Source organism: Pantoea sp. B566 (genome assembly GCF_024793925.1).
Taxonomy (GTDB): domain Bacteria; phylum Pseudomonadota; class Gammaproteobacteria; order Enterobacterales; family Enterobacteriaceae; genus Pantoea; species Pantoea ananatis.
Genome location: NZ_JANUQL010000003.1, coordinates 2,127,054 through 2,146,370, shown reverse-complemented (window position 1 = coordinate 2,146,370; position 19,317 = coordinate 2,127,054). Strand labels below are relative to the sequence as shown.

Annotated in this window: 19 protein-coding genes; 8 read left to right on the top strand and 11 right to left on the bottom strand. The window is 55.0% G+C overall.

Features of this window, described 5'->3' with window-relative positions; all coding sequences use genetic code 11:
• Nucleotides 1-167 precede the first annotated feature (167 nt).
• The gene (gene ygiD / locus NYE92_RS11650; RefSeq protein ID WP_210450176.1) at nt 168-950 is read left to right on the top strand and encodes a 4,5-DOPA dioxygenase extradiol; all 783 of its coding nucleotides are present in this window, start codon (nt 168-170) and stop codon (nt 948-950) included.
• A 38-nt stretch (nt 951-988) separates the two neighbouring features.
• Here ygiD and NYE92_RS11645 read toward each other — a convergent pair whose 3' ends face one another.
• The 3 genes from NYE92_RS11645 to tolC all read right to left on the bottom strand — a co-directional run bounded on the left by NYE92_RS11645 (nt 989) and on the right by tolC (nt 4,441).
• A complete protein-coding gene (locus NYE92_RS11645) occupies nt 989-2,149 on the bottom strand; it encodes a glutathionylspermidine synthase family protein (RefSeq protein ID WP_014594637.1) in 1,161 nt (386 codons plus the stop codon).
• Between the two features lie 8 nt (nt 2,150-2,157).
• Entirely contained in the window at nt 2,158-2,829 is a 672-nt protein-coding gene (locus tag NYE92_RS11640; protein WP_013027244.1) for a DUF1190 family protein, read from the bottom strand.
• 142 nt (nt 2,830-2,971) lie between these two features.
• Nucleotides 2,972-4,441 carry an outer membrane channel protein TolC gene (gene tolC, locus NYE92_RS11635; protein WP_024471050.1) on the bottom strand — a complete coding sequence of 490 codons (1,470 nt, stop codon included), beginning with the start codon at nt 4,439-4,441 and terminating at the stop codon, nt 2,972-2,974.
• Nucleotides 4,442-4,652: 211 nt separating this feature from the next.
• On the opposite strand from tolC, the gene nudF reads away from it, so the two are divergent.
• Genes nudF through parE form a run of 5 tightly spaced genes read left to right on the top strand, consistent with a single transcriptional unit; the run spans nt 4,653 to nt 9,109 of the window.
• Nucleotides 4,653-5,288 carry an ADP-ribose diphosphatase gene (nudF, locus tag NYE92_RS11630; RefSeq protein ID WP_013027242.1) on the top strand — a complete coding sequence of 212 codons (636 nt, stop codon included), beginning with the start codon at nt 4,653-4,655 and terminating at the stop codon, nt 5,286-5,288.
• A complete protein-coding gene (locus NYE92_RS11625; protein ID WP_014605031.1) occupies nt 5,285-5,710 on the top strand; it encodes a DUF1249 family protein in 426 nt (141 codons plus the stop codon). Before nudF ends, NYE92_RS11625 begins: the two co-directional genes overlap by 4 nt.
• A 42-nt stretch (nt 5,711-5,752) precedes the next feature.
• Nucleotides 5,753-6,580, top strand: a complete 828-nt coding sequence (cpdA, locus tag NYE92_RS11620; protein ID WP_014605032.1) for a 3',5'-cyclic-AMP phosphodiesterase — start codon at nt 5,753-5,755, stop codon at nt 6,578-6,580.
• Between the two features lie 3 nt (nt 6,581-6,583).
• A complete protein-coding gene (gene yqiA / locus NYE92_RS11615; RefSeq protein ID WP_013027239.1) occupies nt 6,584-7,165 on the top strand; it encodes an esterase YqiA in 582 nt (193 codons plus the stop codon).
• A 48-nt stretch (nt 7,166-7,213) separates the two neighbouring features.
• Complete coding sequence (parE, locus tag NYE92_RS11610; RefSeq protein WP_014594634.1) at nt 7,214-9,109, top strand: DNA topoisomerase IV subunit B; 1,896 nt, start codon at nt 7,214-7,216, stop codon at nt 9,107-9,109.
• Between the two features lie 60 nt (nt 9,110-9,169).
• Here parE and NYE92_RS11605 read toward each other — a convergent pair whose 3' ends face one another.
• Both NYE92_RS11605 and NYE92_RS11600 read right to left on the bottom strand, forming a co-directional pair.
• Nucleotides 9,170-9,478, bottom strand: coding sequence for a putative quinol monooxygenase (locus tag NYE92_RS11605; protein WP_013027237.1), 309 nt, complete (start codon nt 9,476-9,478; stop codon nt 9,170-9,172).
• A gap of 31 nt (nt 9,479-9,509) precedes the next feature.
• Nucleotides 9,510-10,091 (bottom strand): NAD(P)H-dependent oxidoreductase, encoded by a 582-nt coding sequence (locus NYE92_RS11600; RefSeq protein ID WP_014594633.1) that lies wholly within the window; start codon nt 10,089-10,091, stop codon nt 9,510-9,512.
• A gap of 113 nt (nt 10,092-10,204) precedes the next feature.
• Between NYE92_RS11600 and NYE92_RS11595 the strand changes: the two genes are divergently transcribed.
• The gene (locus NYE92_RS11595) at nt 10,205-11,017 is read left to right on the top strand and encodes a transporter substrate-binding domain-containing protein (RefSeq protein ID WP_024471049.1); all 813 of its coding nucleotides are present in this window, start codon (nt 10,205-10,207) and stop codon (nt 11,015-11,017) included.
• Between the two features lie 327 nt (nt 11,018-11,344).
• Here NYE92_RS11595 and NYE92_RS11590 read toward each other — a convergent pair whose 3' ends face one another.
• The 6 genes from NYE92_RS11590 to NYE92_RS11565 form a co-directional block, all read right to left on the bottom strand.
• A complete protein-coding gene (locus NYE92_RS11590; RefSeq protein WP_014605034.1) occupies nt 11,345-12,205 on the bottom strand; it encodes a ketose-bisphosphate aldolase in 861 nt (286 codons plus the stop codon).
• Between the two features lie 86 nt (nt 12,206-12,291).
• Entirely contained in the window at nt 12,292-13,143 is an 852-nt protein-coding gene (locus NYE92_RS11585; RefSeq protein WP_014605035.1) for a class II fructose-bisphosphate aldolase, read from the bottom strand.
• Between the two features lie 9 nt (nt 13,144-13,152).
• Nucleotides 13,153-14,244, bottom strand: a complete 1,092-nt coding sequence (locus NYE92_RS11580; RefSeq protein ID WP_013027233.1) for a PTS fructose transporter subunit IIC — start codon at nt 14,242-14,244, stop codon at nt 13,153-13,155.
• An 11-nt stretch (nt 14,245-14,255) separates the two neighbouring features.
• The gene (locus tag NYE92_RS11575) at nt 14,256-14,570 is read right to left on the bottom strand and encodes a PTS fructose transporter subunit IIB (protein ID WP_013027232.1); all 315 of its coding nucleotides are present in this window, start codon (nt 14,568-14,570) and stop codon (nt 14,256-14,258) included.
• A gap of 22 nt (nt 14,571-14,592) precedes the next feature.
• Complete coding sequence (locus NYE92_RS11570; protein ID WP_014594631.1) at nt 14,593-15,063, bottom strand: PTS sugar transporter subunit IIA; 471 nt, start codon at nt 15,061-15,063, stop codon at nt 14,593-14,595.
• An 18-nt stretch (nt 15,064-15,081) separates the two neighbouring features.
• Entirely contained in the window at nt 15,082-16,644 is a 1,563-nt protein-coding gene (locus NYE92_RS11565) for a transcription antiterminator (RefSeq protein WP_259019014.1), read from the bottom strand.
• A gap of 392 nt (nt 16,645-17,036) precedes the next feature.
• Here NYE92_RS11565 and parC point away from each other — a divergent pair, with 392 nt between their 5' ends.
• Nucleotides 17,037-19,310 (top strand): DNA topoisomerase IV subunit A, encoded by a 2,274-nt coding sequence (gene parC / locus NYE92_RS11560; RefSeq protein ID WP_014605037.1) that lies wholly within the window; start codon nt 17,037-17,039, stop codon nt 19,308-19,310.
• The last annotated feature ends 7 nt before the right edge of the window (nt 19,311-19,317 follow it).

Below are 19,317 nucleotides of genomic sequence, written 5' to 3'. Positions count from 1 at the left end.
CCAGAAATACTGGCCTGATTGCTTCATCTCTTCTCCCATCCTTCCTGCTTATCTGACTCATCTCTTTCGTTCAAATTTCCTGACAGAGAACATCATGCTTATCCGCGTGATAACCCCTGCAAACAGCGTATCGTAGTGCTCATAGAGTTAACACATTGAGGATCGCTATGAGCCAGTTACGTATGCCAGCACTGTTTTTGGGACACGGCAGCCCAATGAATGCGTTAGAAGAAAACCGCTACACCGAAGCCTGGCGTAAAGCCGGTGCTACGCTGCCACGACCGCGGGCCGTCCTGGCCATTTCGGCTCACTGGTACACCCAGGGAACGGCGGTCACAGCGATGGAAAACCCGCGCACCATTCATGACTTTGGCGGTTTTCCGCAGGCGCTTTTTGATACCCGCTATCCCGCGCCGGGTTCGCCTGAACTGGCAAATGAAATTGCTGAGATTTTATCGCCTGTGCCGGTTTATCAGGACCATGCATGGGGATTCGATCACGGCTCTTGGGGCGTGCTGATTAAAATGTATCCTGAGGCGGATATTCCGGTAGTCCAGCTTAGTATCGACAGCGGCAAGCCTGCGGCCTGGCATTTTGAAATAGGGCAAAAACTGTCTGCCTTGCGCGATCGCGGCGTGATGATCGTCGCCAGCGGCAATGTGGTACACAACCTGCGTAAGGTGCTGTGGGGCGGCGGAAACGCTTATGACTGGGCGACCGGATTCAACAACTATGTGCGCGATAATCTGGCGGTTGACGCCGGAGCAGATTCCCATCCGTTGGTGAATTTTATGCAGCATCCGGATGCGGCGTTATCCAATCCCACGCCGGAGCACTTCCTGCCGTTGCTGTACGTGCTGGGGTCCCGTCAGCCAGGTGAGGCCGTCACCGTCCCTGTTGAAGGTATGGAAATGGGCGCAATCAGTATGCTGTCGGTACAGGTCGGCTAGAGGGAAACCAGGCCAGCGAGCTGGCCTGGAGGAAAGCGCTACTCGATAAACGCGTGCGGATAGAAACGCGAAAGATCCTGGGTGATCAGGTCGCGATCTTCGCGCAGGCCGATGCCCGCAGGCTGATCGTCGATCAACCAGCTACCAATCAGGGTATAGCTGTCGCCAAATTTCGGCAGCGGATGGAACTGCTGGACGATCATGCCTTCTTCGCCGTAAGGACCGTCCACACGGGCGATCTCTTTGCCGTTTTCCACAATACGAATGTTGGCCCCTTCGCGCGAGAACAGTGGCTTAACTACGTATTTCTCCATCGGTGGCACATCGTCTTCGGCAAACCAGGCGGGCAACAGGTTAGGGTGATTAGGGAACATCTCCCACAGCAGAGGCAGCAACGCTTTGTTTGACAGGATGCTCTTCCATGCCGGCTCCAGCCAGCGTACGCCCGCATCGGCCAGCTTGGTAGAAAACATCTCGCGCAGCATGAATTCCCACGGATAAAGCTTAAACAGATTACTGATGACCTGATCCTGGGCGTCAGTAAACTGGCCCTTTTCCCCCAGCCCTATCTCATCAATGTAGAGAAATTCGCTCGGCAGCCCGGCTTCCGTGGCGCAGTCCTGCAAGTATTGCACCGTTCCACGATCTTCATCGGTATCACGGCAGCAGGCGAAATGCAGCCAGTTAAACCCCTGTTGCTGATGAAGCACCGTAAAGCGTTCAATGAGTTTCTCTTGCAGGCTGTTGAATTGATCGCTGCCCTGCGGCAGCTGACCGGCATTGAGCTGGTCTTCGAGCCACAGCCACTGGAAAAACGCCGCCTCATACAGCGACGTCGGCGTGTCGGCGTTGTTCTCCAGCAGTTTGGCATCGCTTTTGCCGTCCCATGCGAGGTCGAGACGCGAATAAAGCGAGGGCTGACGCTGTTGCCATGAATCACGCACGAAGTCCCAGGTATGCTTAGGAATGCGAAATTTGGTGAGCAGCGCTTCACTGTTCACCACTTTTTCCACGACCTGCAGGCACATCTGATGAAGCTCGGCGGTGACGTCCTCAAGATAATCAATCTGCGCCAGCGTGAACTGATAGTAAGCCTCTTCACACCAGTAGGGCTCACCGTGCATGGTGTGAAAACGAAAACCAAACTCCGTGGCTTTTTCCCGCCAGCCCGGGCGCTCTGAAATCGCGATGCGTTGCATAAGCGGGGTTAGCCTCCCAGCGAACGGCTGGAGGTGCCGGACGCGCTGCTGCTACGCTGCATGCTGTTTTGCTTCGCGACCGTTTCACCAAAGCCACCCCGCGTAATCGTTGAGGTGGTGGTCGGTTTAGGCGCCATGGCGGTTTTAGGAACCGTCATGGTTTTACCGGAGGTGGCGTTACCATAGTTACGGCCGGACGCATCAACGAACTGACCGTTAGCCGGGCTGTTTGGCGTTTTAGGTGAGAACAGCGGCTGCTGCGCAAAACCCGCGCCGCCGCCCATCATGCGGCCCATCATATAGCCCGCCATCAGCGGCATCCAGAAGCTGCCGCTTTGCTGCGACTCGGCATTAGTGCTGCCCACGCCAGCCTGTGCAGGCGCCTGCTGACACTGGTTTTCACCAAATTCTGCCACGCAGTCTTCACGTGTGGCGTATTTCGGTGCGGTGCGTTCCGCTTCCTTTTTGGCGTTGTTAAACGCGGTGGTGCATTGCGCACTCTGGCCGGGATTGGCTTTCGTACAATCATCGGCGTTCTGATAGAGCGAGACGGTTTCGTCGTTTTGTTCACAGCCTGCCAGCATAAATACCGCTGATACAGCGATAGCAACAGGCGTTAAGTGTCTTGCTTGCCAGCTCTTACGAAAGGCGGCATAGCGGATCGTTTTAGTCCGTTTCATTATAAATATCCTGTGCCCAAAGGTAGCGCATAGAATAGGGGATGAGTGGCGAGAAATGAAGCTAACGGCCAGGCAGGACGGGGATCTTTACTTAGTTATACGTTTTTAAGAGAAGCGGGCCGCAAAGCGGCCCGCAGGGCGATCAGTTAGCGAAAGGGTTACGGCTGCTTTTATGGGCGGCCGGGCGCACTGGCGCCGTCGCGGTTTCAGAAGAACTCGCGATGTGATCTTCACCCAGTACCTGCTGAACGTTCTGGGGCTGAACGGTTTCCGGTGAGGTGGAGATCTCTTTGCCTAACTGGCTGTTGAGAATGCCCAGACTCTGCTCGTTCAGCGTGCCCAGCGCATAGCTGATATTTAGCTGATTAATCAGATAGCTGTAACGTGCATCGGACAACTGCTGTTTCGCGTTATACAGGGTTGAGGTGGCGTTCAACACGTCAACGATGGTACGCGTACCGACCTGATAACCGGCTTCCATGGCGTCTAATGAACTCTGCGCAGAGACCACGGCTTGCTTGTACGCCGCAATGCTGCTCGCGGACGCATTCACGTTGTTGTAAGAAGAACGTACCGTCTGAACCGCAGAGCGGTGAGCCGCCTCCAGCTGTTCGCTGGCGCTGACAAAGTTATATTGCGCCTGCTTCACCTGTGAGGTCACGCTGCCACCGCTGTAAAGCGGAAGCGTGAAGCTCAGGCCGACTTTACTGTTTCCTGTAATCGAGTCTGTTGAGTTTGCACTCTGTTCAGCGCGGCTTCCGCCGTATTTGCTGTTAGACAGACCGGTAGACGCGGTCAGATCGAGCGTTGGCAGGTGGCCTGATTCCGCAGAGCGGATCTGTTCACGAGCTAAATCCTGATTCAGACGGGCAGAAAGCAGATTAAGGTTACGGCTTTCTGCCTGCTTGAGCAGCGCGTTAACGTTATCAGGTTTGGTGGTTTTAAAGCGATCGATGTTCAGTGAGGCCAGTGCCAGATAGTCCATGCCGGTGATCTGACGCAGAGACTCCACCGAGTTATCCAGATTGTTACGCGCCGTGACTTCATTGGCCAGCACGCTGTCATACTGGGCGCGGGCGTTCTGCACGTCGGTAATGGCCACCAGGCCCACGTTAAAGCGCTGAGTGGTTTGATCCAGCTCGCGGTAGATGGACATCTTCTGTGCTTCGACGTAAGAAAGCGTATCAATGGCTTTCAGCACGTTGAAATAGGCCGTCGCGGTATTCAGAATCAAATCCTGCTGAGCAACCTGATAGGTGACGTCCTGAATACCTGCGGTTTTTTCCTGCAGGGTCAGCGCGCGCCATTTTGACATGTCGAAAATGGTTTGCGTCAATTGCAGTGTGCCACTGGTCGTGTTGGAATGAATACCGCTACTATCACGATAGCCATTTGCATAGCTGTAATCTGCACCCAAACCCAGTTGTGGTAATAAAGGGCTGCGCGCTTCGTTGATTTTCTCAAACGCAGCATCGCGAGTGGCAGCGGAGCTCCGCAGGTCCGGGTTGCTTAAACGCGCTTGTTGGTAAACCTGAAGCAGGTTTTCTGCCTGACTGGCGACGCTGAAACCGCCCAGGCTCAGCCCAATAAATAATGGGAGCAGTTTTTTCATTTGCATTCCTTTTGTTGCAGCAAATCGCAATGATAGTGCCGCCGGTAAGCCAAAAATTATCGCAGATTCTAGCAGAGGGCAACTGTGAGATAAGGTGGCTGAACGTGCCATATTTGCGTGTTTCAGGTAAATAACTCTGTAATGACTGTTTAGATAGTGCCCGGGCTTGTGTTTTATCTGTGTCATCCCAATCTGCAAAAGGAACCAAACGATGAAGGACAATAAAACATCACCTGTGACTTTCACAAAAAATGATGTAGAAATTATTGCACGTGAAACGGCCTACGACGGTTTTTTTTCCATCGTTCGCTACCGTTTTCGCCATCGTCTGTTTAAAGGCGGCATGAGCGGAGAAGTGACGCGTGAAGTTTTTGAGCGCGGCCATGCTGCCGTCCTGCTACCTTATGATCCCATCCGTGATGAAGTGGTGCTGATTGAGCAGATCCGCATTCCGGCCTTCGACTGCAGCCCAACGCCCTGGCTGCTGGAAATGATTGCGGGCATTATTGAACCCGGTGAAACTCCGGAACAGGTGGGACGCCGTGAAGCATCAGAAGAAGCCGGTCTGACCGTTGGCCGGGTGAAGCCCGTGTTGAACTATCTTGCCAGCCCGGGCGGCACCAGCGAACGTTTATCAGTTATGGTGGGAGAAGTGGATGCCGGCCTGGCAACAGGATGCCATGGCCTGGAGGAAGAGAATGAGGATATTCTTGTGCATGTCGTAAGCCGTGAACAGGCTTACCACTGGGTGGAACAGGGGATTATTGATAACGCGGCATCTGTCATCGCCTTGCAATGGCTGGCACTGCACCATAAAGAACTTCGAGAAGAGTGGACGCAAAAATGAAACAGCGCTATATCCCTGATTTCCCCGAGATGATGCGGCTGTGCGAAACCAATTTCGCCCAGTTACGCCGTCTGCTCCCGCGCGATGACGAGGCAGGCGCATCGGTTAGCTATCAGGTGAGCGGCGCCCGCTATCAGTTAACAATAGAAGAATCAACACGTTACACTACTCTGGTTGAAATTCGCCAGACGGCACCGGCGGTGAGTTACTGGAGCCTGCCTTCCATGTCTGTCAGGCTGTATCATGACGCCATGGTCGCTGAAGTGTGTTCAACACAGCAGATCTATCGGTTTAAAGCGCGTTATGATTACCCGAATAAAAAGATGAATCAGCGTGATGAAAAGCATCAAATCAATCAGTTCCTCGCTGACTGGTTACGCTACTGTCTGACGCATGGCGCCATGGCAGTACCGGCTTGCTGATACGTATAATGCATTGAACGGCGTAGAGACGAAGGAAACGCTTTGGATAGCCTGCTAACTCTTCCTGCGGCAACAGAATCTGGGGTGCGGATTCTGCAAGTGACGGACACGCATTTGTTCGCAGGAAAACACGAATCGCTGCTGGGAGTGAATACCTGGTCGAGTTATGACGCCGTGCTGGATGCGATCATCGCACAACAGCGCGACTATGATCTCATTGTGGCCACCGGCGATCTCTCTCAGGATCACTCGGTCGAAGCCTATCAGCATTTTGTTGAGGGCATTTCGCGCCTGCCAAAACCCTGCGTCTGGCTGCCGGGTAATCATGATTTCCAGCCCGCAATGGTGGATACGCTGGCCAGAGCCGGCATCAACGCGCACAAGCATGTGCTGGTGGGCGAACACTGGCAGGTCGTGCTGCTGGACAGTCAGGTCTTCGGCGTGCCTCATGGCATGTTAAGCGACTATCAGCTCGACTGGCTTGATAACGCCCTCGCGCGCTTTCCCCTGCGTCATACGCTGGTGCTGCTGCACCACCATCCGCTTGCTTCAGGCTGCACCTGGCTTGATCAACACAGTTTGCGCAATCCCCATCAGCTTGATGCCGTGTTACAGCACTATCCGCTGGCAAAGACACTGGTGTGCGGCCATATCCATCAGGAAATGGATGTGGCGTGGCACGGTCGCCGCGTGCTGGCCACGCCTTCCACCTGCGTGCAGTTCAAACCGCACTGCACCAGCTTTACCATTGATACCCTTGCGCCAGGCTGGCGCTGGTTTACGCTGCACAATGACGGTCAGCTTGATACAGAAGTGAACCGGCTCAGCACTCAGGCGTTTTGCCCCGATCTTGATGCCGAAGGATACTGACGGATGAAGGCGCTGCTTTACCTGCACGGCTTTAACAGCTCCCCGCGCTCAGCGAAAGCGACGCTGTTCAAACAGTGGCTGAGTCACAATCATCCCGACATAGAGATGATTGTGCCGCAGCTTCCCACTTTTCCGGCCGAGGCCGCGGCGATGCTGGAAGACATCGTGTTAAGTCACAGCGGGCGTGAAATGGGCCTGGTGGGCTCCTCGCTGGGCGGTTACTACGCGACGTGGCTGTCCCAGTGCTTTATGTTGCCTGCAGTGGTCGTCAACCCTGCCGTGCGGCCGTTCGAGTTGCTGGTGGATTTTTTAGGGGAGAATCAGAATCCCTACACCGGTCAGCAATATGTGTTAGAGTCTCGCCACATTTACGATCTGAAAGTGATGCAGATTGAACCGCTGGAAGCACCTGATTTGTTGTGGTTGCTGCAACAAACCGGCGATGAAGTGCTCGATTACCGCCAGGCGCTCGATTACTACAGCGCGTGCCGTCATACGGTGGAAGAGGGCGGAAATCATGCATTTACTGGATTCGAACGCCATTTCCCGCAAATTCTGGACTTTCTGGGCCTGAATCACGCTTGAGTAACGCGGAAATCGCAACCATTTTCTTCTTCTAATCAGACAGTTACCATGAGTCAATCAAGCTATAATGCGGGTGACATTGAGGTCCTGACTGGCCTTGAGCCGGTTCGCCGTCGCCCGGGAATGTATACCGATACGACGCGCCCTAACCACTTGGGTCAGGAAGTGATTGATAACAGTGTCGATGAGGCACTGGCGGGCCATGCCAGGCGCGTAGAAGTGATTTTACATGCCGATCAGTCGTTAGAAGTGACTGACGACGGACGCGGCATGCCGGTGGATATCCATCCGGAAGAAGGCGTCCCGGCCGTTGAGCTCATCCTGTGCCGGCTGCACGCGGGGGGGAAATTCTCTAATAAAAACTACCAGTTTTCCGGTGGCCTGCACGGCGTCGGCATTTCGGTGGTCAATGCCCTCTCTAAACGTGTTGAAGTCAACGTGCGGCGTAATGGTGAGATCTACAGTATCGCCTTCGAAAACGGTGAAAAAGTGCAGGATCTGACCGTCACGGGCACGGTTGCGAAGCGCAACACCGGCACCAGCGTCCATTTCTGGCCGGATGAGCACTTCTTTGACAGCCCGCGCTTCTCGGTGTCCCGCTTATCACACCTGCTTAAGGCGAAAGCCGTGCTGTGTCCAGGGGTGGAAATTGTCTTCAAAGACAAGCTGAACAATACCGAACAGCGCTGGTGCTACGAAGATGGTCTGACGGATTACCTGTGCGAAGCCGTCAACGGCCTGCCAACCCTGCCAGAGAAGCCCTTCGTCGGAACCTTTGCCGGTGATATCGAAGCGGTGGACTGGGCATTACTGTGGCTGCCGGAAGGCGGTGAGCTGCTGACCGAAAGCTATGTGAACCTGATTCCCACCATGCAGGGCGGTACCCATGTCAACGGTCTGCGTCAGGGATTGCTGGATGCCATGCGTGAGTTTTGTGAATACCGCAATATTCTGCCGCGCGGCGTCAAACTGTCCGCAGAGGATATCTGGGATCGCTGCGCCTATGTGCTGTCAGTGAAAATGCAGGATCCGCAGTTTGCAGGCCAGACAAAAGAACGTTTATCCTCGCGCCAGTGCGCCGCCTTTGTGTCTGCCGTAGTAAAAGATGCCTTTAGCCTGTGGCTGAATCAGAACGTGCAGGCGGCAGAACAGCTGGCGGAGCTGGCGATCTCCAGCGCCCAGCGCCGTATGCGCGCAGCCAAAAAAGTGGTGCGTAAAAAACTGACCAGCGGCCCGGCACTACCGGGTAAGCTGGCAGACTGCACCGCGCAGGATCTGAATAAAACCGAACTCTTCCTGGTGGAAGGGGATTCGGCGGGCGGATCGGCCAAGCAGGCGCGCGATCGCGAATATCAGGCGATCATGCCGCTTAAAGGTAAGATCCTCAATACGTGGGAAGTCTCGTCCGATGAAGTGCTGGCCTCGCAGGAGGTGCACGATATTTCGGTGGCGATCGGTATCGATCCCGATAGCGAAGATCTCTCACAGCTGCGCTACGGCAAAATCTGTATCCTTGCTGATGCGGACTCGGATGGGCTGCACATCGCCACATTGCTGTGTGCGCTGTTTGTGAAGCACTTCCGTACCCTGGTAAAAAATGGCCACGTCTATGTCGCCATGCCGCCGCTGTATCGCATCGATCTGGGCAAAGAAGTGTATTACGCGCTGGATGAAGACGAGAAAGAGGGCGTACTGGAGCAGCTGAAGCGCAAGAAGGGCAAGCCAAACGTGCAGCGCTTTAAAGGGCTGGGTGAAATGAACCCGCTGCAGCTGCGCGAAACCACGCTCGATCCCAACACGCGCCGTCTGGTGCAGCTCACCGTCAGTGACGATGACATTGAACAGACTTTGCGGGTAATGGATATGCTGCTGGCGAAAAAGCGATCCGAAGATCGTCGTAACTGGCTGCAGGAAAAAGGCGATAAAGCGGATATTGAAGTGTAATCCGCAGCCTGATGGAAAAAGCCCCTGAACGGGGCTTTTTTTGTGCGTGTTCCGCCAGGATTATTTACCCGGCTCCAGCACCAGAATTTTCACGTCAGTCACATAGTCTTTAATCGCCGTACGATGGGCTTCCATATGCGGCATCTGCTGATGCTGATCAAGATGGCGCAGGGTTTCCCACTGCTCCAGCATAAAAATCGAATCAGGTGAATTGTGTTTCCAGGGCACCTGCGCCTGGTGATCGACCAGAGGGCTGTACTGATGGCAGCCTTCTTCTTCCAGCACGGTAGGGATCACCTGGTGAAACGCATCCAGCACTTTCTGACGACAGCCCGGCTTAACACAAATTTCAGCAACGACGGTTAACATTTACGTTTCCTCTTTCTGGGTGAAACGCTATTTAAGCAAAAATTTTGCTGAGATGCGTGCGATAACGTGCAATATCACGTGGAACATCCGGCTGTTTCATCACGTCGTTGCAGATAAAGGTCGGCAATGCTTCCATGCCCAGGAACTGATTCGCCTTATGGAAATGCAGATATAGTCCGTCAACGCCCACGCCTTCAAAGAACTGTTCAGGGTCGGTAAAGGCCTCCAGTGGTGCGTTCCAGGTCAGGGACAGCATATATTTTTTGCCCTGAATCAGTCCGCCTGAACCATATTTTTTTGCGCCGTCGGCACGGGTGCGGCCATCGCTGGCATACAGCTTACCGTGGCCGTCGGTGAAAACCTCGTCGATGTAACGTTTCACGGTCCAGGGTTCACCCATCCACCAGCCCGGCATTTGATAAATCACCACGTCACTGTCGAGATATTTTTGCACCTCATCGGCCACAACATACGCGTGGTCGGCAACGGTGATCGTGACCTCATGGCCCAGATCACGCAGCTGGCTGGCGGCCACCTCGGTCAGCGTATGATTCAGCTCGCCTTTCGAATGGGCGAAGGTTTTACCGCCATCGATAATTAAAATGTTACTCATTAAGCTTGTCTCCCGTATGCGTCAATGGGGGGTAGCTTAGGCTGTGGCGGGCGGGAGAAAAATGCGAGAATGATCACAACACTTTTGCGAATAGCGCAATAACCCCCGAGGTTATGTCACCATACCAGCGCAAACTCACTGTCGAAAAAAATACAATGATGAAAAAAACACTCGTAATCACGTTACTGCTGGTGGCTGGCGGCGCGCAGGCCCAGTCGCGTCTGGACAGCGTTCTTAACACCAAAACTCTGAAAGTCTGTACTACTGGGGACTACAAACCTTACAGCTTCCTGAAACCGGATGGCAGCTATGAAGGGCTGGATATCAGCATGGCTGAATCCCTGGCCGCGTCACTGGGGGCGAAGGTGCAATGGGTACCCACCACCTGGAAAACCCTGATGCAGGACTTTATCGCGAAGCAGTGCGATATCGCCTTGGGTGGCGTATCGGTCACGCTGAAGCGCCAGCAAACGGCCTGGTTTGCGCAGCCGTTAGGCGTGGACGGTAAAATTCCGCTGGTGCGCTGCGCCGATAAGGCGAAGTACCAGACGGTCGAACAGATGAACCAGCCCAGCGTGCGTCTGGTTGAGCCAGCAGGGGGCACGAACGAGGCGTTTGTTCACAGCCACTTACCTCAGGCTGCGTTAACGCTGTTTCACGATAATGTGACCATCTTCCAGCAGCTGGTGGACAATAAAGCCGATGTGATGATCACCGATGCCTCAGAGGCGCTGTATCAGCAAAAACGCTTTCCTTCCCTGTGTGCGCTCAACCCGGATAAACCGCTGCAGTACGGTGAAAAAGCTTACATGATTCCGCGTGATGATATGAGCTGGAAGCAGTATGTCGATCAGTGGCTGCACCTGAGCACCGCGACCGGGGAATATGCGCAGATCGCCCAGCAGTGGATGGGTGTGATGAAGTAAAGAGAAAGCAGGGGGTTTATCTGATGTGTTAACGCCGGGCTTCAAAACTGCAGATAGCCGTCCGAAACGGCGCACATGCGTCACTGTGCCCACCGCCACGGGAGCGGAACAGACAATTCGCAGCGCTGAGCAGAGCGAGGAAGCCAGAATTTGCCCGCAGGACGCGGGCAAAAAGCGGAGCCGGTACAGGAAGTACCGTCTCCGCTGGTTCGTCAGGCTGACGAACGCCGCGAAGGCACCGCGTTAGCGGCGCGAGGACGTCAGATCCGATACCGTGGCGGTGGGAACCGCACGGAACACCAACCACACATTTTTACCCTTAAGTACTCAATACAGAGAGGCTTTCCCCAGTCCGCCAAACAAGTTCATTTTGTAGCGAATGACCGCCTTGGCCGCCTCAATCGCTTCAGGATAAATCACGTTTGGATCCCACCAGGTTTCGCGGGTCAAGACTTCGCGCACCTTCTGGAAATAGGCATATTTCATATCGCTGGAAATATTGATTTTACCCACGCCCAGCGTAACCGCCTCCGCCACTTCGGCATCGGGATTCGCCGAACCGCCGTGCAAGACCAGCGGAATGGACACGCGTTGCGAGATATCCCGCAGAATATGCATTTGCAGTTCGGGCTTCATATCTTTGGGATAGATACCGTGCGCCGTGCCTATTGCCACCGCTAAAGTATCCACGCCGGTGCGCTGCACAAAGTCTTCCGCCTGCGCGGGATCGGTGTAAATCACTTTACTGACGCCGCCCTCTACCGAGGTGCCGGTATCGCCAATGGTCCCCAGTTCGCCCTCGACAGATACGCCCACCGCGTGCGCCAGCTTCACTACCTCTTTGGTCAGCGCCACGTTTTCTTCATAGGGCAGCAGCGAGCCGTCAATCATGACCGATGTAAAGCCACACTGAATAGCGCGCAGCACGTGGGCAACCGAAGCACCATGATCCAGATGCAGGGTAAAGGGCACGGTACTTTTCAGAGTGCGCTCCCGAACATAGCCAAAAAACGCATCCGTCACGAACGCCAGTTCGCTGGGGTGAATAGAGATAATGGCCGGAGTTTGTGTGGCTTCGGCTTCTTCCACCACCGCGCGGATAAAACAGCTGTCGGCCACGTTAAATGCGCCTATAGCAAAGCGGTGTTGGCGGGTGGGGCTTAACATCTCTTTCATTGAAATCAACATGTTAAATCTTCCTCAGCTTGTTTTACGACAAAGGGATGCCCTGCGCTGACGTTCAGAGACGCGCACCGGGTTACAGCAGAAAAAAATCAGATCTGATTAGCGGAGCCGGAACAGCTCAGATAGTCATGTACGACTTCGCAGCAGGCGGCCTCCATCAGCGCCAGCAGATCAGGCAGCTCAGCAGCGGGATGCTGCTTAAGCGCCTGATGGAGCGCCTGCTTGCCTGCATCAAAGACCGCCGCGCCAACGTTAATCTTGGCGACGCCGTGCTGACTGACGCGTCGAATATCGTCGGCTGGCGTGCCGCTGCCGCCGTGCAGCGCCAGAGGAACCGGCGAAACCCCATGCAGCGCAGCCAGACGCTGAAAGTCGATTTGCGGTTTGACGCCAGCGGGATAGAGCCCGTGCGCGGTCCCAACCGACACCGCTAACAGATCGATGCCCGTCTGTTGCAGAAAGGGCACCACGTCCGCCACCTGGGTCATTTTCACCGCAGCGTCTGCCAGCGCATAGGTTGGGGCATCGGCGATATGCCCCAGTTCGCCCTCCACACAAACCCCGGCGGTATGCGCCATCTCGACCACTTTTGCCGTCTGGCGAATATTTTCTGCCAGCGGCTCGGAGGAGGCATCGATCATCAGTCCGGTAAACCCGGCGCGAAAGGCCTGTCCAATCAGCGGAAAGGCTTTTCCGTGGTCAAGCGCCAGCGCGATCGGCACGCGGGCATTCGCTGCCAGCGCCTGAACCAAGGGCACGGCGACAGCGGGCGGGAAATGGCGGCTGTGCCCCTGATAAACATTCAGGATCAGGGGCGCGCGTTGCTCCTCCGCCGCCTTCACTGCTGCACGTGCGCTCTCCAGATTGAAACAGTTGATGGCCAGTACCGCATACTGATTACGGGCAGCCCGTGCGATCAGGTCGTTCATTGCCGCGTACATACGCACTCCTTATTCCAGTGTGAATTTAATGTCGTCGTCGCGAACGCTGTGGTCTTCCACGTCGTCAAACTCTTCGTCGGCTTCGGTCACCGGCTTTTTCAGCAGCGATAGCATCACGCCACAGATCGTGCTGCCGATACCGAGCGCCAGGCAGAACAGCCAGGGTTTGGTGAAGAGGGGCACTACGAACATGCCGCCGTGAGGCACGGGCGCTTCGACGCCCCAGACCATAATCAGCCCGCCGGCGACGGCGGAAGCCACCACACAGCTGCCGACGACACGAAGCAGATCGCGGGCGGCAATCGGGATCACACCTTCAGTGATCATGCAGATCCCCATGGGAAAGGCCGCCTTCAGCGCCTCTTTTTCCGCGCGGGTGTACTTATGGCGGGTTAACAGCCAGGAAAGGGTGATACCAAAGGGCGGGATCATCGAACCGACAAATTTGACCGCTTCCGGTCCGTAAATACCGTCGACCAGCATGCCATCCGCGAACAGCGACATGGTTTTATTGACCGGCCCGCCAAAGTCGAAGGTGGCCATCGCCCCCAGAATGGCGCCCATAACGAACTTCGAACCGCCCTGCATGGATTCCAACAGCGCAATCAGCGCCTTCTGCAACCAGACGATGGGCTGGCCGATGAAGGTCATCATCAAAAGCCCGGCGATAATGGTGCTCAGCACCGGTAACACCATGATCGGCATCAGGCCCTGCATCGACTGCGGCAGCCGAATGCTGCGGCGCAACAGAATCACCGTATAACCCACCAGGAAGCCGCCAAGGATGCCGCCGATAAAACCCGTGCCGATCTGGCCGCAGATAAAGCCTACGATTAAGCCAGGCGCAAAGCCCGGCCTGTCGGCAATCGAGTAGGCGATGGCGGCGCTAATCAACGGCACGATCAATCCCATGCCCCAGCCGCCCATCTGGTTCAGCATCCAGGCAATCGTGCCGGGATGTTTGCCTACGTCCGGACCACCGATGACCTGGCCCAGCGCGATACAGATCCCGGCGGCGACAATCAGCGGGATCATCCAGGAGATCCCCGTCAACAGATGACCTTTGATCTCCTGTCCGTACTGTCTTTTGTTATCGTTCATTGTGGATCTCCTCAGGCACGCGCCAGTGAATCCGCCACTTTTTCCAGAAACTTAATCGGCGACTTGATCACCACTTCAGTTTTCACCCTGACGATCGGTTTGCCGCGAAAGCGTTCCTCACCGTTGATCTTGACATCCACCGCCAGAATGACGACATCGGCGGCGGCGATGGTTTCCGTATCGAGGGCGTTTTCAGTACCAATGGTGCCCTGCGTTTCCACGTGGATGGTGTGACCAAGGGCATGGGCTCCCTTGATCAGTTTTTCGCGCGCAATGTAGGTATGCGCGATACCCGCCGTGCAGGCGGCAACACAGACAATGTTCATGGTCTACCTCGGACGTGTAGGATTAACAGAGGTCGGTTTCGGCGTACTGACTGAACAGCCGAATGATTTCGCTGGGGTCGTTTTCCACCAGCAACTGCGCAATCACCTCATCATCGGCCAGCGCACTGGCCACCTGGGACAGCAGGCGAATATGGGGGGTATTTTGATCTTCAAGGCGAACGGCAAACAGGATGATGCAGCGCACCTGGCTGCCATCCAGCGTTTCCCAGGGAATATCCTGCTGGCTGCGCCCAATGGCTAACGTGGTCTGTTTCACGGCTGACGATTTCCCGTGGGGAATGGCAATGTGATTTTCAAACCCTGTCGATCCCTCTGCCTCGCGTAGCCAGACATCCTTGATAAAGGCCTGTTTATCGCTAATCGCACCGTCACTGAACAGCAAATCGGTCAGTTCAATGATGGCCTCCTCTTTACTGCTGGCTTGCAGGTTGAGATTGACGCGGCGTGGCGTAAGAATGCGAGAAATATCCATCAGTCAGACCTCATTCAGTTAATGTTCTGCCAGGGCGCTGTTAACGGCCTTCGGCAGTTGGCTGCCAATCATGGCGTCAGTCACACGGCGAATATCGTCGTCATTGAAAAACGCGGTCACATACACGGTAGGAAACAGCGAGGTGTCGAGGTGAATAGTCGAGATCACCAGATCAACCGGCTCCTGTTGGCAAAAATCGCCGAGGTTACTGGCCGAAATGACGCCCGCAATAATCCAGTCCGGGAACGCGCGCAGAATACGGCTCTTCAGGAGATGCGAGGTGCCGACGCCGCTGGAACAGACCAGCAAAATGCGTTTATGGGCGATTTGCCGTTCCAGCGCGGCCTGAAAATGGACACATAAATAGCCCACTTCGTCGTCCGCAATCGACTCGTAATGAAAACGCGCGGCGGTAAGCTGCATGGCCCGCTGAGTCAGCGTAAAAATTTCACTCAGCTCCGTTTTAATATCATCGAGCAATGGATTACGAATGCTAATATGATATTTCAGCCGGTTAAGTAATGGCTTAATATGGAAAAGTAAACCTTCAAATAATAAAGGATCGGCAGTGAGGTCCTGTTGAATAAGTTCTGAGAAGCAGCGAATTAATTCAACCGTAATATTACGCGAGGCTTCATTCGATAATTGATATTGCGGCAACATATCGCTGCCGCGTTCTTCAACCACAATGCCCGACGAAATAATGTACTGATAAATAAATCCGACTTCATCCGCCGGCACTGACTGGTCTAAACGTTGTTCAACCTGTCGCACCATCTGACGGGCAATCTTCAGAATGCGATTATCCATTTCCTGAGCGCTCAGCGCTAAGGGCAGAGATAAAGCCTTACCCTGCGACATGCGGTGGATCATAATCAGGATGTGGGTGGACAGATTGATGTAGTACGCATCGCTCAGTGGATAGCCAAGCTGCTGCTCCATCTGCTGCAGTAAGGTCTGCACAAACGCCACATCCTCCTCGCCAAAATAGTGGATCAGCGCCTGGTAACTGCCCGGGTCCAGCCGCGGTAGCGCCGTGTTACTGCCACCGTTATGCTGCATAACATCGTTAATCAGCGATACCATCGCCTGACGTAATGCCTGCTCACTGCCTTCGACATGCGTACCGCTCTGACTTCTGACCAGCGCCAGCGCCAGCGGTTGTAGCCACTCTTCAATGACCTTTAAATCGTTGACGATAGAAGCGTGACTAATGAAATAGCGTTCAGATAACTTACTGATGGAGGTTTCACGCGGCGCATCCCTCAGCAGCTGTGACAGAATTTTCACCCGGCGTGCATTGTTGCTTAAACCTTCAGACCAGTTCTCTTCACTGGCCAGATGCTGCTGTAATCGCAGGCGTTGCGCGATATCCTCGGTTTGCAGTATCACGCTGCGACCGGGCAGCTTGATCAACTGCGCCTGCCAGGCGCCCAGCCAGATTTCCAGGCTTTGCAAATCGCGATAAATACTTTTTTCAGAAACGGTTAACTGCTGGGCTAATTGCGTTAAAGCCAGCGGCGTACCCGCCTGCAGCAGTAATTTCAGTAACCGGTGTTGTCGTGAAGTCAGATTCTGCATTCAGTCACCTGTCTATTATTTCGTTAGCGGTGCTTAAGTGGCAATTCGTTAAATCCAACCTGGAAAAAAATAAAAGTGTGTAACAGCGTTAAAATTGAATGTAGGGCGTGGAAGGCGAATCAACAATACTAAATGTTGTCCCCGAAACGGGACAGGATTAATACGCTATAACGTCGCCGGTAATTAATTGCGAGCGCGGTCACAAACTATTAGAAATAAGACATTCGGCATTTTGTCCTGAGGCGGATTTTCGGCGATCGGTCAACCGGGAAAAAACCCCAGGCCTGACTGCGTCTGGCCTGTGACTAACACCCACGAATAAGGTACTATCCTCGCCAAACAACCGCCGGGTGATCCGCCGTTGCGGGTCACGATGTGAGGATGAGGACTTAATGAGCGAATTGACGCAGGATGGTGCAGAGCGTCTTGCCCTGCATACGTTTACTGAGAATGCGTACTTAAATTACTCCATGTACGTCATCATGGACCGCGCGCTGCCTTATATTGGCGACGGTTTAAAGCCCGTGCAGCGCCGCATTGTCTATGCCATGTCAGAGCTGGGGCTGAACGCCACCGCCAAATTTAAAAAATCCGCCCGTACCGTCGGTGACGTGCTGGGTAAATACCATCCTCATGGCGACAGTGCCTGCTATGAAGCCATGGTACTGATGGCACAGCCGTTCTCCTACCGCTATCCGCTGGTCGATGGCCAGGGAAACTGGGGCGCGCCGGACGATCCTAAATCTTTCGCCGCCATGCGTTATACCGAGTCGCGCCTGTCGAAGTATGCCGAAGTGCTGCTGGGCGAGCTGGGGCAGGGCACGGCTGACTGGGTGCCGAACTTTGACGGCACGATGCAGGAGCCCAAGATGCTGCCGGCGCGGCTGCCGAACATCCTGCTGAACGGCACCACCGGCATTGCGGTGGGCATGGCAACGGATATTCCGCCGCACAACCTGCGTGAAGTGGCGCAGGCCGCTATCGCCCTGATTGACGATCCGAAAACCAGCCTGGATGCGCTGCTGGAAATCGTGCAGGGCCCGGATTTCCCGACTGAAGCCGAGATCATCACGCCTCGTGACGAGATTCGCAAAATCTATCAGAACGGACGCGGTTCGGTGCGTCAGCGCGCGGTGTGGAAAAAAGAAGACGGCGAAGTGGTGATCACCGCGCTGCCGCATCAGGTATCCGGCGCGCGCGTGCTGGAGCAGATCGCCAACCAGATGCGCAACAAAAAGCTGCCGATGGTAGAGGATCTTCGTGACGAATCCGATCACGAAAACCCCACCCGGCTGGTGATCGTGCCGCGATCCAATCGCGTCGATCTTGAGCAGGTCATGAACCACCTGTTCGCCACCACCGATCTGGAAAAAAGCTACCGCATCAACCTCAATATGATCGGCCTGGATAACCGTCCGGCGGTAAAAAACCTGCTGGAGATCCTGTCTGAATGGTTAGTGTTCCGTCGTGACACCGTGCGCCGCCGTCTGAACTACCGTTTAGATCGCGTGCTGCGCCGTTTGCATATCCTTGACGGTTTGCTGGTGGCGTTCCTCAATATTGATGAAGTGATTCATATCATCCGTACCGAGGACGAGCCGAAACCGGTACTGATGTCGCGCTTTGACATTAGCGAAACCCAGGCTGAAGCGATCCTTGAACTCAAGCTGCGTCATTTGGCCAAGCTGGAAGAGATGAAGATTCGCGGCGAGCAGAGCGAGCTGGAAAAAGAGCGCGATCAGCTGCAGGCGATTCTGGCGTCCGAACGCAAAATGAATACGCTGCTGAAAAAAGAGCTGCAGGCAGACAGCAACAATTTTGGCGACGACCGCCGTTCACCGCTGCGTGAGCGTGAAGAAGCGAAAGCGCTGAGTGAAACCGAGCTGGTGCCGTCCGAGCCTGTCACCATTGTGCTGTCGCAGATGGGCTGGGTGCGCAGCGCTAAAGGACATGACATCGACCCGGCAGGGCTGAGCTACAAAGCGGGCGACAGCTATCTGGCGGCGGCGCGCGGCAAGAGTAACCAACCTGTGGCCTTTATCGATTCCACCGGACGCAGCTATACGCTGGATCCCACCTCGCTGCCGTCGGCACGCGGGCAGGGCGAGCCGCTGACCGGTAAGCTGACGCCACCGCCGGGTGCAGTTATGGAGCAGGTGCTGATGGAGCCGGAAGAGCAGCGTTTGCTGATGGCGTCTGATGCCGGATACGGTTTCATCTGTACCTTCAACGATCTGATTTCGCGCAACCGTGCGGGTAAAGCGCTGCTGACGCTGCCTGAAAATGCCCGCGTGATGACGCCCATGGCTGTACATCACGAAGATGACATGCTGCTGGCCATTACGCAGGCGGGCAGGATGTTGATGTTCCCGGTCGGCGAGCTGCCGCAGATGTCAAAGGGCAAGGGCAACAAGATTATCTCGATTCCGTCTGCGGATGCCGCGTCGGGAGCGGATAAACTGGCCTGGCTGATGATCCTGCCACCGGGCAGTGCGATTACGCTACACGTTGGCAAACGCAAGCTGCTGTTACGCAGTGAAGAGTTGCAGAAGTTCCGTGCCGATCGCGGCCGTCGTGGCACACTGCTGCCGCGCGGCCTGCAAAAAATTGATCGGGTCGAACTGGATGCGCCGGCACGTCCCGGCAGCGCGGACAGCGACGCGTAATTCACCC

What these genes read in the sequence shown, in the direction of transcription:
- ygiD (WP_210450176.1), top strand. Translation starts at nt 168, where the DNA reads ATGAGCCAGTTACGTATGCCAGCACTGTTTTTGGGACACGGCAGCCCA.
- NYE92_RS11645 (WP_014594637.1), bottom strand. Translation starts at nt 2,149, where the DNA reads ATGCAACGCATCGCGATTTCAGAGCGCCCGGGCTGGCGGGAAAAAGCC.
- NYE92_RS11640 (WP_013027244.1), bottom strand. Translation starts at nt 2,829, where the DNA reads ATGAAACGGACTAAAACGATCCGCTATGCCGCCTTTCGTAAGAGCTGG.
- tolC (WP_024471050.1), bottom strand. Translation starts at nt 4,441, where the DNA reads ATGAAAAAACTGCTCCCATTATTTATTGGGCTGAGCCTGGGCGGTTTC.
- nudF (WP_013027242.1), top strand. Translation starts at nt 4,653, where the DNA reads ATGAAGGACAATAAAACATCACCTGTGACTTTCACAAAAAATGATGTA.
- NYE92_RS11625 (WP_014605031.1), top strand. Translation starts at nt 5,285, where the DNA reads ATGAAACAGCGCTATATCCCTGATTTCCCCGAGATGATGCGGCTGTGC.
- yqiA (WP_013027239.1), top strand. Translation starts at nt 6,584, where the DNA reads ATGAAGGCGCTGCTTTACCTGCACGGCTTTAACAGCTCCCCGCGCTCA.
- parE (WP_014594634.1), top strand. Translation starts at nt 7,214, where the DNA reads ATGAGTCAATCAAGCTATAATGCGGGTGACATTGAGGTCCTGACTGGC.
- NYE92_RS11605 (WP_013027237.1), bottom strand. Translation starts at nt 9,478, where the DNA reads ATGTTAACCGTCGTTGCTGAAATTTGTGTTAAGCCGGGCTGTCGTCAG.
- NYE92_RS11600 (WP_014594633.1), bottom strand. Translation starts at nt 10,091, where the DNA reads ATGAGTAACATTTTAATTATCGATGGCGGTAAAACCTTCGCCCATTCG.
- NYE92_RS11595 (WP_024471049.1), top strand. Translation starts at nt 10,205, where the DNA reads ATGTCACCATACCAGCGCAAACTCACTGTCGAAAAAAATACAATGATG.
- NYE92_RS11590 (WP_014605034.1), bottom strand. Translation starts at nt 12,205, where the DNA reads ATGTTGATTTCAATGAAAGAGATGTTAAGCCCCACCCGCCAACACCGC.
- NYE92_RS11585 (WP_014605035.1), bottom strand. Translation starts at nt 13,143, where the DNA reads ATGTACGCGGCAATGAACGACCTGATCGCACGGGCTGCCCGTAATCAG.
- NYE92_RS11580 (WP_013027233.1), bottom strand. Translation starts at nt 14,244, where the DNA reads ATGAACGATAACAAAAGACAGTACGGACAGGAGATCAAAGGTCATCTG.
- NYE92_RS11575 (WP_013027232.1), bottom strand. Translation starts at nt 14,570, where the DNA reads ATGAACATTGTCTGTGTTGCCGCCTGCACGGCGGGTATCGCGCATACC.
- NYE92_RS11570 (WP_014594631.1), bottom strand. Translation starts at nt 15,063, where the DNA reads ATGGATATTTCTCGCATTCTTACGCCACGCCGCGTCAATCTCAACCTG.
- NYE92_RS11565 (WP_259019014.1), bottom strand. Translation starts at nt 16,644, where the DNA reads ATGCAGAATCTGACTTCACGACAACACCGGTTACTGAAATTACTGCTG.
- parC (WP_014605037.1), top strand. Translation starts at nt 17,037, where the DNA reads ATGAGCGAATTGACGCAGGATGGTGCAGAGCGTCTTGCCCTGCATACG.